This window comes from Geobacillus sp. CX412 (genome assembly GCF_027942335.1).
Lineage (GTDB): Bacteria > Bacillota > Bacilli > Bacillales > Anoxybacillaceae > Parageobacillus_B > Parageobacillus_B toebii.
In genome coordinates this window covers 1,468,187-1,481,592 of record NZ_CP103461.1, presented here as the reverse complement: position 1 = coordinate 1,481,592, position 13,406 = coordinate 1,468,187, and the positions used below count along the sequence as shown (strand labels likewise).

Below are 13,406 nucleotides of genomic sequence, written 5' to 3'. Positions count from 1 at the left end.
CCATTTCTTCTTATTTTGTCGTTGTTGTTTGCAAGTGTTTTTCTACGAAGTTGGTTGTTGTGTCTCCCGCTTGAAACGCAGGATGGGAAAGCACATCTTTTAGCATTGGAATGTTTGTTTTAATTCCTTCAATTTGGTAGTTGTTTAGCGCTTCTACCATGCGCTCGATCGCTTCTTGGCGGTCGTTTCCTTTTGTAATCAGTTTGGCGATCATCGGATCGTAAAACGGCGTGACCGTCATGCCGCTTTGCACCGCTGTTTCATTGCGCACGTATTCACCTTGCGGCAGCCCGAAGGCCGTGATTTTCCCCGGCGATGGGAAAAACGTTTTCGGGTCTTCCGCATAGATGCGCACTTCTATCGCATGGCCGTCGCGGCGAATGTCTTCCTGTTTATAACGGAGCGGTTCCCCCGAAGCGATGCGCAATTGTTCCTCGACTAAATCAAGACCGGTAATTTCTTCTGTTACCGGATGTTCAACTTGTAATCTTGTATTCATTTCGAGAAAATAAAAGTTTTTTTGCTCATCAACTAAAAATTCAATCGTCCCCGCGTTTGTATACCCGATATGTTTCGCCGCCTTTACTGCCGTTTCTCCCATTTTCCGTCGCGTTTCTTCATCTAAAAACGGAGATGGTGCTTCTTCGATGACTTTTTGATGACGGCGCTGAATCGAACATTCGCGCTCCCATAAGTAAATGCAGTTTCCATGTTCATCAGAGAGAAGCTGGATTTCGATATGGCGAGGGTTGGCGATATATTTTTCTAAATACATCGCACCATCGCCGAAGAATGAAGCAGCGCGCTTTTGATTTCCTTCGAAAGCTTTGCGCAGCTCTTCTTCATTGCGTACGATTTGCATGCCGATGCCGCCGCCGCCTGCCGAAGCTTTTAACATAATTGGATAGCCAATTTCTTCTGCTGTTTTTGCCGCTTCATCGATATCTTTGAGCGGAAACGAAATGCCTGGAACGATCGGAACGCCAGCTTCTTCCATCGTTTTTCGCGCTTCAATTTTACTTCCCATTTTTGCGATCACATCCGCTTTCGGCCCAATGAAGACAATTCCTTCTTCTTCACAACGGCGAGCAAATTCCGGATTTTCCGACAGCAGCCCATACCCTGGATGGATTGCTTCCGCTTTCGTCATTTTCGCAACCTCGATAATTTTCTCGATATTTAGATAGCTTTCACTAACGCGCGGCTTACCGATAAGATACGCTTCATCCGCCCACTGAACATGGAGCGAATCGGCGTCGGCTTCCGAATAAACGGCAACCGTTTGAATTCCTAATTTTTTGCACGTACGAATGACACGTACCGCAATTTCTCCACGATTGGCGATTAATACTTTTGAAAACATGGCAACCTCCTTTATGTCATTGTTTTATTGTCAAGCGGAGCTTCAAAGACGAAGCGCCGCTTGACGGCAACTGTTTAATTGGTTAATCCAAGACGCTGTTTCGCCATCTCCCGCAATTTAAATTTTTGAATTTTTCCGGAAGCTGTCATCGGATATGAATCGGTGAATTCGATATAACGTGGAATTTTATGACGGGAAATTTTTCCGCGGCAAAACTCGCGAATTTCTTCCGCCGTCGCTGTTTCCCCTTCTTTCAAAATAATCCATGCCATCACTTCTTCACCGTATTTTTCATCTGGTACACCAACGACTTGAACGTCCAAAATTTTTGGATGTTGGTATAAAAACTCTTCGATTTCGCGCGGATAAATGTTTTCTCCACCGCGAATAATCATATCTTTTAAGCGTCCGGTAATACGGCAATATCCATTTTCATCCATCGTGGCCAGATCGCCTGTATGCAGCCATCCATCTTCATCAATGGCTTCTTTTGTTGCGTCCGGATTTTTGTAATAGCCTTTCATCACATGATAACCGCGCGTGCATAATTCCCCTGGCACGCCGCGCGGCACTTCTTTATTCGTGCCCGGCTCAACGATTTTCACTTCGACATTTGGCAACGCTCGCCCGACTGTTTCCACGCGCAAGTGAATCGGGTCATCCGTTCTTGTCTGTGTAATTACCGGCGATGATTCTGTCTGGCCGTATGCAATCGTAATCTCTTTCATTCCCATTTTCTCCATGACCGCTTTCATCACTTCAATCGGACAAGGAGAGCCGGCCATAATTCCCTTGCGAAGCGTTGATAAATCATATTTTTCAAAATCAGGATCGTTTAATTCGGCAATAAACATCGTCGGCACCCCGTGCAAGGCCGTGCATCTTTCAGCTTCCACGGTTTTAAGCACTTGTTTCGGGTTAAATTCCTGCACTGGCACCATCGTCGCCCCAACCGTAGCGCATGCCAATGTACTCATCACGCAGCCGAAACAATGGAAGAACGGCACTGGAATGCAGAGGCGGTCATTTTTGGTGAGTTTCATACATTGCGCAACATAATAGGCATTGTTGACAATATTGTAGTGGGTGAGCATTACGCCTTTTGGAAATCCTGTCGTTCCTGAGGTGTATTGCATGTTGATGACATCATGCGGATCGAGCGAGTTCATCCGTTCATCAAGCTGTTCTTCCGTCACCTCATGCGCCATCGCCAGAATGTCGTTCCACGTAAACATCCCCGGATATCGTTTATCTCCAATTAACACGACATTTTTCAATTTTGGCAAACGCTTGGACTCAAGCTTTCCAGGCTCGCATGTGCGCAGCTCCGGAACAATTTCGTAAACAATATCCACGTAAGAAGAGTCGCGATATTGTTCAATTAAAAAGAGCGTCGTCGAATCGGATTGTTTTAATAAATACTCTAATTCTGCGGCGCGGTAGTTCGTATTGACCGTAACAAGCACCGCTCCCATTTTTCCGGTTGCAAATTGACAAGCGATCCATTCCGGCACATTCGATGCCCAAATCGCCACATTTTCTCCTTTTTCAATGCCAAGTTTCATCAACCCGCGCGCCACTAGACGGGAGTAGTCATTCAATTGCCTATACGTCATCCGTAAGCCGCGATCTGCATAAACAACCGCTTCGTGATCCGGATGCAACTGCGCTTTTTCCTCGAGCAGCTTCCCCACCGTGACCGTCAACATAAACCGTCTCCTCCCTTTCGTACAAGTTCATTTCTACCTTATGCGCATTTCCCGGTATTTAGCATCCAAGTTGACGGGCAATAACAAGACGTTGAATTTCTGACGTACCTTCTCCGATTTCCATCAGTTTGATGTCTCGTAAATGGCGCTCGACTCCGTACTCTTTCATATACCCATAGCCTCCGTGAATTTGAATGGCCTGGTTGCAAACGCGGAATCCCATTTCCGAAGCGAACAGTTTTGCGAATGACGCTTCTTTTGTAAACGGTTTCCCTTGGTCTTTTAACCAAGCTGCCTTATACACCATATTGCGCGCCAGCTCAATTTCCATCGCCATATCAGCAAGCTTGAATTGTATTGATTGAAATTTTGAAATAGTATGACCAAATTGGACACGCTCCTTCGCATATTGAAGCGCTTTCTCAAATGCCGCTTGGGCAATGCCAACCGCTAGCGCAGCAATGGAAATGCGTCCGCCATCCAGCGTATATAAAAATTGCTTAAAGCCTTTTTTCGGATCTCCGAGAACATTTTCTTTTGGCACACGTACGTTTTCAAACACTAATTCGCACGTATTCGAGGCGCGGACGCCCATTTTGTCATAGTTTGAACGGATCGTAAATCCTGGAGTGTCCGTTGGAACGATAATTGCGGAAATGATGTTTTTTCCTCGTTCGTCTTTTCCTGTCACGGCGGTAACAATGACTTGTCGTGCGTATTCTGCATTTGTGATCCAGCATTTTTCTCCATTGATGACATACTCATCGCCATCCAATACCGCTGTTGTTTTCGTTCCACCTGCATCAGACCCAGCATTTGGTTCAGTTAGCCCAAATGCGCCCAACGTTTCTCCTTTTGCCATCGGTACAAGCCATTTTTGTTTTTGTTCTTCCGTGCCGAAGTAATAAATCGGGCTTGCTCCTAGGGAAACCGCAGCAGCATAACTTAATCCAGTCCCGCCGCACGCGCGGCCGATTTCTTCTACGGCTATCGCATATGAAATCGTATCTCCGCCGGCGCCGCCATATTCTTCCGGAAACGGAATTCCTAAAAGTCCTAACTCGCCCATCTTCTTAAAAACTTCAACAGGGAAATACGCTTCTTTATCCCATTTCGCCGCGTTTGGTGCAATTTCCTTCTCCGCAAACTCACGAACCATTTCTTTAATCATTTGTTGTTCTTTTGTTAGTTCAAAATTCATCTTCTCTCCCCCATTTCATAGATTTATCTTTGAACCGACTAGTCGGTTTTAAAAGAGGAAATAAAACACTTAACCACTAAGACCGACTAGTTGGTTTGTTTCGCATACGAAAGAATGTTTACCCTTTTCTCATTTTTTAAAAAATTTTATTTTGAAAATGAACCGGAAAACGGCTTGATGAAAAAGTTCGATATTTGTGGGCGCCGCTTTGCTTCTTCCGTCAAAATGGAATGCAAGATAAAATCAGCAAAGTAGTTTGCGATTTGTTCGATGGTCATCGGACCGTCTGGGTTATACCATTTGTATGTCCAGTTCACCATGCCGATAATGGACATTCCCGTAATCTCTACCGATAACTCGGAACGAAACTCCCCAGCCTCTATTCCTTCGCGGATAACGCGGAAAATCACTTCCTTAAACTCATCGCGTTTTCGGTTGATTTTCTCGGAATATTCCGGTTTTAAATACGTGCTTTCTTGGTAAAAAACAGTAATATGTGGCTTATATAAATGAAACACTTTTACAAATGACTGAATAATTGCATATAAGCGTTCTGTCGAAGTGGTGTAGTTTTCGTACGCTTCTTGCGCTTTATTCAACACATAGGTAATAAATACGTCATGAATGTGATAAAGAAGCTCGTCTTTTGACTTGAAGTTATGATAAAAACCACCTTTAGACGTGTTGCTTTCCGTCACAATCCGATCAACCGTCACACCATGATAGCCGTATTTTTCAAATAGATGAAGAGCAGTATCGATAATTCGATCTCTTAATGTTTTTTCTGCCATGGAAAGTCTCCTTTGCTTTTATATTACCACTATTTTCTGAAAAAATAAAATATTTTTTACCTATTAATTTCATTTAATTATAAAATACGGAATGGTTGCTGGAAATGTCAACTATCGTTTATCATCATCATATGATTGGAAAAGAAAGGATGGATACGATGGCAAAAATTTTAGTGTTAAATGGCAGTTCAAGAGAAAACGGAAATACCGAACAGCTGACAGACGTTATTTTGGAAGGAGTCTCCTCCACCCGTATCAATATAAGAGACTTTTTGATTCAGCCGATTGTCGACAAACGCCATGATCCAGAAGGATTTACGACAGTTGCCGACGATTATGATCAAATCATTGAACTCGTTCTCCAGCATGACGTGCTTATATTTGCGACGCCAATCTATTGGTATGGAATGAGCGGGCATATGAAGCAATTTATCGATCGCTGGTCACAAAGTTTGCGAGATACGCGTTTTTCTTTTAAAGAGGAAATGAAAAAGAAAAAAGCCTTTGTGATTGGAGAAGGAAACGCCCCTGGCGATGTGCTTCGCGACGAACGAGCAATCGGTCAAGCAAAATATTGGAATACATTTTTTGTTCGTTATAAAATTCTCCAGCTTTAGTGCTGGGGAATTTTTCTTTACTTCCCAAAAAGGCATTGCGCTATGTTGTGCTCTCCAATAAAACCCAGCTATTTTATCCACTACTATGCGCGCTATATTTGTATGTGATTCCTCCATGGCATATGGAATATTTTTTCACCATTTCATACATAATCACGGCGTCTTTTCAAGAAAATAAGGGTGGGAGGTGGTTTCATTTGGAACCGATGCTATGTCCAAACTGTAAAACGAACCGAACGCGCTTTCATTTAATCGAGCAGCAGCCCAAAGCGGTAAAACTGAATCCGCAAACCGGTGAAATTGAACAAGAATATACAAACGATGCGTTAGAACCGTTCCATCTTCCTTACCGCGGCCCAAGCTATCGCGTGCAATGCGGCGCATGTGGATTAATTGAGGATGCCGAAATGTTTATTCAACGAGCAAAATCATCACAAATGAGGTGATCAATATGGCAAACAAAAAACAAACTCCATCATCGTTGGTCGACCAAAAACAGCTTGTTAACGACGAGGCAAAGGCGATGAGAGAAAAAGGCGACCAGCATATTCGCCGGGTTACGCCAAACGGAGCGGACGGGCAATAACCATGAAAGGTGGGTCTACTTCTTAGTCAAGTAAACCCGCCTTTTCTAGAGATACATCGTCCATGTACCGATATCGCGAAAACCAAGGCGTTTATAAATGCTGCCTGCTTGCGGATTATCATAAAACAAACATAATGTTTTCCCTTCCGAAATCAAATCTTGAATCAACTTTGTCATGATGGCGCTCGCATACCCTTTTTGTCGATGCGCCTCATCGGTACAGACGCCGACAATCATCGCGGATAGCGAATTTTCTGCCGTCGTGGACGCAGAAGCGACCATATTACCATCTTGCTCAATGTAATACGTTCTTCCTGTCTTTGTCTCTAAACTTTTTGCAAGGCTTTCTCTCGTTCTTGGGGCAGTGGCGAATTCAGCGATGCGTTGCCGCAGCTCGATAATGCGATCTACGTCCTCCAGCGTGGCCTTTTTAATTTCTATAGAGTAATCCATTTGGTTCGCGTATTCGTTTGCGTATTCATCCGTATCGCATTCACAAAAATACATGACACGCTTATTTCCCAACGTCAGCCATTGTTCAAACCGCTCCACGATGGACGACTTGCCGGAAAGTATGAAAGGAAAAACATTCGTTTGCTGAATCAGCGTGGCAAACACTTCGACGTCAAAATCTCCTTGCGCATACGGAATAAAAGAATTATAATACCGAAGCAGCACTGCTTTTAGATTGCCTGTTTCGTCCAATTCTCCCCAAATTTCTTGAAAGTCGGCATCATATCCAAACGATTCGATGTCACCGATAATAAATAAATTAAATGATGGTTCTTTTTGCAGAAACGAAAAAAGCTGGTCATGGTCATGCTTTGTTAGACGCCGAATCATCTCTCTCCCCCTTTTTTAAATTTTTACTATCATACTATACTGAACCAAAATTAGTCAATCATCATATACATAATTGAGTCAGTCAAGATTTTGTGGGAACTTTTTTGGTTCGCTGAAAACAGGTGTAAGTCATAGATTGGCGAACCATTTTTTTGAATTTTATCCGTAAGCGCTTTCGAACTCTCATCCCTTGCCATGACAGATCGATATGTATACCTTTTTTACCATCCTTTGAGTTCAGACAGGGCATGATAGATCGGTGTCCCGGACGATTGCTGTAAATATGGCACGTTATTCCGCGTTACCTCCGGAAGAAGACGGCGGACGCGTTGTTTCGCCTTGTTCACGACCGTCTGTTTAGTGGATGCCGTTTCCTCCGCCGGATGCGACGATTCTTCTCCGAAACGACGTCCGAAAAGACGAATCCCATCCATCCGGGCAATCATTGCCTTGAAAAACGCCCTGAGTCCCTTGTCTGTCCAACTGCGGCGGTATTTCACCCGATACGCCAACTGGCTCATCACGCTTTCAGCCCTCCCCATCGGATACATGCCCGTTGTGTCCACTCCTTGCTCCTTCAGCCATTCCCGGTAATCACGGATGCATCCCGGCATCGATTCGATCCGGTGGATCAAGGCAGCCAGCTGTTGTTCTTTCGCTTCGTCCCCCAGCGTACCGAGGGCGCTGTTCAGTTCCACAAGCAACCCCTCTTCATCCTGCTTCACCAGCTTTTGCCGAATCGCCTGCCACCGTGGATGGCCCGAGAGGCATTGGCGCAATTCACGCGCCACGTGGAATCGATCCAATTGAAAGCAGACCCGTCCCTTGAAATACTCCCGGCACGCGGTAATCCATGGAGCGCCGTCCCCGTTGATGACAAGAAGATCCCGGCAAGGATCATAGGCATATTCATTTATCAAAAATTCCTCGAAGCCTTCCCACACCTCCCCCTTGCCCTCATGGACGTAATGGCGCTGATTCACGAATTCGATCCGGGAGCCGTTGCGCTTCCATCCTTCGTGAACGGTCAGGATTTTGTCTTCCTTGGCCCGTTTTCCCTTCCCTTGGCGGGAAACAAACAGTCCATCGGCCTCCACCAACAGCACCCGTCCATATCGCTGGTCCACCGGGCAGTGCAGCGGAACTTCGGCCTCGAGCACCAACTGGCGGATCGCCTCATGGCTCATCACCGGATACCCGACCATCTGGGCAAGCGTACGAGCCGCTTTGCGATAGGAAGAGCACTCCACCGCCAATCCCACCGCTGTTTCTTCTAGACAAGGGCTGATTGACTGCGATCCATCAAACGCGAGAAAGGAATCCAGCAAAAATGTGTAACGGTTTTGTTCTCGGTCTAAATAGTAGTTTCGCTCAAAGGTGACTTCGCCAAACAGGGTTTGAATCGTGGTGCGTCGTTTGTCTTTCAAGTGGTATCGGCGCTTATCTCGATTCTCTGCCAATTGCCGGTCGATGTCCTCCAACAGAGCCGTAAACAGCTCGGCGAAGGCGTTTTGCAAGGCTCGAAACAAAGCAAGTTCGATCTCTTTCCATGTCAACGAATTTGTGGTAAGATGTTGTTGAATATTCATAGGACTCTCTCCTCCTGTTTGTAGTGTGGTCAATGAACATCTTACCAGGGAGAGAGTCCTTTTTTCATGTTTCCTGCTTGGGATCCTACCGCGCTTCGCTTGGTGGCCCCGATGAGGGGGGATTGCGAACCTACGTTCCCAACCCCCTCATCGGGGAACTTCTAAGAATTTTTCCCACAAACATTTTACTCACACTACATAATTTTATGCAAACTGATGATAAACGAAACAGATGGAGGAAAAACGAATGAAATTTGTTGATGAGCTATATGAATACTATAAAAACCGACTCACAGGCGATGAAGAAGATGCGGAAGTCAACTACCCAACGGCTAAAGCCGTGGGCTTGCAGCTAGCCTAATTGGCTGCCGCGTTCGGCTGGTTGACAGCAGCCCTGCGGATGTTTTCCGCAGCCACGTTGTCGGCAGGGGCAGCGTACCCACAAGCTCGACAACAAAACTGATCCCTTGACGGTCTGTTTTCTTTGGCCACATGTCCGCAAACCGGACAGGTGCGGGAAGTATTTTTTGGATGAACCAATACCACCGGCACGCCAGCGATCGCCGCTTTATACTCAATAAACTTTCTCAACTGATAAAAAGACCAAGAAGAGTGTTGACGACGCTGTTGCTTTTTAACCGTTTTCTCGGTGCGTTGGCGGATGCCCTTTAAATCTTCAAGGGCAATGCCGCATCCGAGTGCCTTTGCCTTTTCAACAATCTTCTTGCTAATGCAGTGGTTCACATCACGGGCAAATAGTTTTTCCTTCTTGGAACGCTTTTTAAGCAGGCGTTTCGCTGACTTGGTGCCTTTCTTTTGGAGTTTGGCGCGAAGTTTCGCATGGCGGCGGCGCAGCCCGTTGACCTTCGAGCCGGAAAATACCTCACCGGTGCTATCAACGGCGATATTAATGATGCCAAGGTCCACACCGATAAATCCGTTTTCGGAATTGGGCTGGCCTTCGGGAACGTCCACCACGAGCAGTAAATAAAAAATACCGTTTTGAAGGACTAAATCGGCTTGACCCCGAACACGGTTGCCGCACAGCAAACCTTGATGGTAGCGGCTAATGACCATAGGGATTTCCATTCTTCCTTGCAAGGTAAGGATGGAAGCATACTCTAACCCTTTAAAGGACAGGATTCTTTCATCATACACGATGGCACCGGTTTCTTTAAAGTTATGCAAGGTTTTTTTATCCAAACGATAGCTTTCCGACACTTTGCCGATGGCACGAACGGTCATTTGGGCAGAGAGGCCAAATTTTTCCCTGACGTCATAGTAGCAAAGCCGCTGGATTTTCGTTTTGGAAAAGGTTCTGGAGCGAAAAGCAATCTCGCTAATATAGTTGCATGCTTGGTTAAACCGTTTCATTGTTTCCAGCAGCGCATGAAACTGTTCAAGAGTTGGCATTAATTTAATCTTGAGAGTGCAGAGCATTCTTGATTCACCTACCTTTCTAAATCCAGTGTACTTATATTGAACGAAAAAATTCAATATATACTGAAAATATAAACCCCGCCTTCCTCCCACAGCTAAAGCAGTGGGCTTCCGGCGGATGTTCTCGTGATGACGATGTCGATTTTGGAAGAGCTCGACCGCAATGATTTGCTGCAGCTCATTCAAGAAATGACCGATGAGGAATTAATGGGGATGGTGGGGCTTTACATTCTTGAAAGCCTAAAAGCGAAAATGGCACACGATGGAATCGGACAAACAAAACTGCGAGATATGCCAAACGTTCATTAAAAAGCAAGATGGGATGGCGTGCCTGCGCCATCCCTTGATGTTATTGGAGAAACTCGACGTCATATCCTTCTTTCAATAATACTTGATGAATTTGCTGGATATGATCTTGATTTTTTGTTTCAAGAGAGAAATGAATTTCTGCTTGACCCGGCAACACTTTTGCTCCGATGCGCTGATGGTGAATCGACATAACGTTTGCTTCCAATTCGGCGATAATTCGCAACAGTTTATTGAGCTGGCCAGGCTTATCGGAGATAACAGTCGTAAATGTCACAAACCGTCCAGATTCGACGAGCCCGCGTTCAATGATTCGTGAAATGAGGGTGACATCGACATTGCCCCCACTTAATATGGTGACAACTTTTTTTCTAGTAAATGGAAATTTTTGATACAATAGCGCCGCAAGCGGACACGCCGCAGAACCTTCGACCAGCAGCTTGTTACGTTCCAATAAATATAGCATCGTTCGAGAAATTTCCGCTTCCTCGACACAGACGACGCCGTCGACATATTTTTCAATATATTGATACGTAATATTTCCTGGTTTTTTCACCGCGATGCCATCGGCAATCGTATCAGAAGAAGTAATGGTTATTGGCTTTTTATGACGGAGCGCCGCCGTCATTCCAGGACAAGCAGACGATTCGACTCCATATACTTGAATCGATGGTTTCAACTGTTTTAATGTAAATGCCAAGCCGGCAAGAAGTCCGCCGCCCCCAACCGGACATAGGACAACATCGACATCCGGGAGCTGTTCGATAATTTCTAAGCCAATCGTTCCCTGGCCTGCCATGACCGCTAAATCATCAAACGGATGAACAAACGTTGCTCCTCGCTGCCGCTGCAATTCGAACGCATACTCAAGCGATTCGTCAAATACATCGCCATGTAAAATAACTTCCGCTCCATAACCTTTCGTTGCTTCCACTTTGCTTAACGGCGCTCCTTTGGGCATGACGATCGTACATGGAATACCGATCATGCCGCTGGAGTAGGCGACCCCTTGAGCATGGTTTCCAGCTGAAGCGGCAATCACCCCGCGCTTTCGTTCCTCTTCGCTTAACGACATAATTTTATTAAATGATCCCCGCACTTTAAACGATCCCGTCTTTTGCAAATTTTCGAGCTTCATGTATACTTCATTGCCAGAAAGATTGGTAAATGTTTGGGAATGCTCAAGCGGAGTTTGATGAACAATCCCTTTCATTTTTTCCCTTGCCTCTAAAACATCGTTCAATGTTAACATCGTTTTCATCACCTAGCTATCATTCATTTCAAAGTTGCCCCTGATAATTATACATAAAACAGTAGTTTGTCTACAAACTATACCCCAATATAACTTTTCATCTTTTTTTAAATGTGCTATAAAAAGAAAGGAAATCCTAATCATGACGCAAGCAAGCCGAATATACTGACTCCATCCATCACCCCAATACAGAAATTAAAAATCTGCCCAATGCGTTCCTAATCGAGGCAAATCCTATCTCTCCAATAATATGATGCAATGTTAGGATGTTTCTCGTGCGTTTCCTCCTAGAATGTTTTGCAAATTCCCATAAACTTCATTATGATAAAGAAGTATGAACGATCGGAGGTAACAATATGAAAAAGGCTAATTTTCTTCCTCTTTTATTTGCCGTTATGTTTTTGGTGATGTCTGGTTTTGGCATTATCATCCCGGTTCTTCCCTTTTTAGCAGAAGAAGTGGGTGCCACTCCTACGCAATTAGGACTGCTAATGGCAACGTACTCTTTGATGCAACTATTATTCGCTCCATTTTGGGGCCAAATGTCCGACCGTTACGGACGAAAACCAATTTTATTCATCGGCATCGCCGGATTGTCGCTCTCGTTCTTTTTGTTTGCCGTGTCAAAAACACTTACGATGTTATTTATCGCCCGTATTATCGGCGGGATGCTATCAGCAGCTACGATTCCTACCGCAATGGCTTACGTTGCTGACGTCACGACACCGCAAGAACGTGGAAAAGCAATGGGGGCTATCGGCGCCGCTACCGGTCTTGGATTTATTTTTGGTCCTGCGATTGGCGGCATTTTTTCGAAAATAAATTTGCATATTCCTTTCTTTATCTCAGGAACACTATCCGCTGTTACCGCATGTCTCGTGCTTCTTTTTTTGAAAGAATCATTGACAAAAGAAAAACAACCGGCAACTTTAAAAACAAAAGAACCGATATGGTACATACTAAAAGGGCCGCTTTTATTTCTGTACCTTCTTCAATGGCTTATTACTTTTTCATTGGCTGGGCTAGAAGCAACATTCGCTTACTACGCAGCAAAACGCGCAGAATTATATTCCTCGCAATTAGGCTATATTTTTATGATTATGGGGCTTGCAAGTGCGATTGTCCAAGGAGGGCTCATTGGAAAACTAATTCAAAAATTTGGTGAAGGCCGCGTCATTCAAGGCGGAATCGTTGTATCAGCCGTTGGATTTGCCCTCATTTTATTCGTTCACAACTTCCTGACCGCCGCTATATTTTTATCGATTTTTGGCATCGGAAACGGCGTCATCCGCCCTTGTGTATCCTCGCTAGTCACTAAACATATATCAAGCGGCCAAGGGCGTGCTACCGGATTGCTTTCTTCGTTTGACTCCCTTGGGCGCATCATCGGACCTCCAATTGCCGGACAGATGTTTACAACAATGATCGAACTTCCATACTTAGCAGGTATTGTATTATCCTGTTTCGCGTTGATCCTTTATCATGTTTTTGCAAAACAGTTACAGCAAGTTTCGTCTTAAGAGGGAAGCTCCCTCTTTTTCATATTGGTTATTTAGAACATAGTTTAATAACATAAATGATTGTTTCTTTATCTAAATAATCAACAGCCCATCCCCTTGTTTGTTCATGAAATTTTATCCCACTATTTCGATTGTGAAATATTTTTTCATCTCTTTCAGGAAAACATTTTATGCATAGTAAAAACTATA

At 44.7% G+C, this 13,406-nt stretch carries 13 protein-coding genes and 1 pseudogene; 6 read left to right on the top strand and 8 right to left on the bottom strand.

Annotated features, from left to right (window positions below):
- Positions 1-10: 10 nt before the first annotated feature.
- From accC to NXM86_RS07875, 4 genes are all read right to left on the bottom strand, one after another.
- Complete coding sequence (gene accC, locus NXM86_RS07890) at positions 11-1,363, bottom strand: acetyl-CoA carboxylase biotin carboxylase subunit (RefSeq protein ID WP_498958863.1); 1,353 nt, start codon at positions 1,361-1,363, stop codon at positions 11-13.
- Positions 1,364-1,437: 74 nt separating this feature from the next.
- Positions 1,438-3,072, bottom strand: coding sequence for an AMP-binding protein (locus NXM86_RS07885; RefSeq protein WP_498958862.1), 1,635 nt, complete (start codon positions 3,070-3,072; stop codon positions 1,438-1,440).
- A gap of 58 nt (positions 3,073-3,130) precedes the next feature.
- Entirely contained in the window at positions 3,131-4,273 is a 1,143-nt protein-coding gene (locus tag NXM86_RS07880; RefSeq protein ID WP_498958861.1) for an acyl-CoA dehydrogenase, read from the bottom strand.
- 146 nt (positions 4,274-4,419) lie between these two features.
- The gene (locus tag NXM86_RS07875; RefSeq protein WP_015864022.1) at positions 4,420-5,064 is read right to left on the bottom strand and encodes a TetR/AcrR family transcriptional regulator; all 645 of its coding nucleotides are present in this window, start codon (positions 5,062-5,064) and stop codon (positions 4,420-4,422) included.
- 158 nt (positions 5,065-5,222) lie between these two features.
- On the opposite strand from NXM86_RS07875, the gene NXM86_RS07870 reads away from it, so the two are divergent.
- The 3 genes from NXM86_RS07870 (at position 5,223) to NXM86_RS07860 (ending at position 6,267) form a co-directional block, all read left to right on the top strand.
- The gene (locus tag NXM86_RS07870; RefSeq protein ID WP_498959008.1) at positions 5,223-5,681 is read left to right on the top strand and encodes a flavodoxin family protein; all 459 of its coding nucleotides are present in this window, start codon (positions 5,223-5,225) and stop codon (positions 5,679-5,681) included.
- Positions 5,682-5,878: 197 nt separating this feature from the next.
- Positions 5,879-6,127, top strand: a complete 249-nt coding sequence (locus NXM86_RS07865) for a hypothetical protein (RefSeq protein ID WP_015864024.1) — start codon at positions 5,879-5,881, stop codon at positions 6,125-6,127.
- 5 nt (positions 6,128-6,132) lie between these two features.
- Positions 6,133-6,267, top strand: coding sequence for a hypothetical protein (locus NXM86_RS07860; RefSeq protein WP_015864025.1), 135 nt, complete (start codon positions 6,133-6,135; stop codon positions 6,265-6,267).
- 45 nt (positions 6,268-6,312) lie between these two features.
- Here the strand turns inward: NXM86_RS07860 and NXM86_RS07855 are convergent, their stop codons facing one another.
- Together NXM86_RS07855 and NXM86_RS07850 are read right to left on the bottom strand one after the other, a co-directional pair.
- Positions 6,313-7,110 carry a GNAT family N-acetyltransferase gene (locus NXM86_RS07855; RefSeq protein WP_015864026.1) on the bottom strand — a complete coding sequence of 266 codons (798 nt, stop codon included), beginning with the start codon at positions 7,108-7,110 and terminating at the stop codon, positions 6,313-6,315.
- A 221-nt stretch (positions 7,111-7,331) separates the two neighbouring features.
- Positions 7,332-8,699 carry an ISLre2 family transposase gene (locus NXM86_RS07850; protein ID WP_190305579.1) on the bottom strand — a complete coding sequence of 456 codons (1,368 nt, stop codon included), beginning with the start codon at positions 8,697-8,699 and terminating at the stop codon, positions 7,332-7,334.
- A gap of 247 nt (positions 8,700-8,946) precedes the next feature.
- Here NXM86_RS07850 and NXM86_RS07845 point away from each other — a divergent pair.
- Positions 8,947-9,015, top strand: a pseudogene (locus tag NXM86_RS07845) (DUF6154 family protein); the annotation flags it as partial.
- A gap of 41 nt (positions 9,016-9,056) precedes the next feature.
- Here the strand turns inward: NXM86_RS07845 and NXM86_RS07840 are convergent.
- The gene (locus NXM86_RS07840) at positions 9,057-10,139 is read right to left on the bottom strand and encodes an RNA-guided endonuclease InsQ/TnpB family protein (RefSeq protein WP_015863580.1); all 1,083 of its coding nucleotides are present in this window, start codon (positions 10,137-10,139) and stop codon (positions 9,057-9,059) included.
- A 129-nt stretch (positions 10,140-10,268) separates the two neighbouring features.
- Between NXM86_RS07840 and NXM86_RS07835 the strand changes: the two genes are divergently transcribed.
- The gene (locus tag NXM86_RS07835; RefSeq protein WP_233252984.1) at positions 10,269-10,448 is read left to right on the top strand and encodes a DUF6154 family protein; all 180 of its coding nucleotides are present in this window, start codon (positions 10,269-10,271) and stop codon (positions 10,446-10,448) included.
- Positions 10,449-10,488: 40 nt separating this feature from the next.
- Here the strand turns inward: NXM86_RS07835 and ilvA are convergent, their stop codons facing one another.
- Entirely contained in the window at positions 10,489-11,697 is a 1,209-nt protein-coding gene (ilvA, locus tag NXM86_RS07830) for a threonine ammonia-lyase (protein WP_015864028.1), read from the bottom strand.
- Between the two features lie 356 nt (positions 11,698-12,053).
- Between ilvA and NXM86_RS07825 the strand changes: the two genes are divergently transcribed.
- Entirely contained in the window at positions 12,054-13,217 is a 1,164-nt protein-coding gene (locus tag NXM86_RS07825) for an MFS transporter (protein ID WP_081189611.1), read from the top strand.
- Positions 13,218-13,406 lie beyond the last annotated feature (189 nt).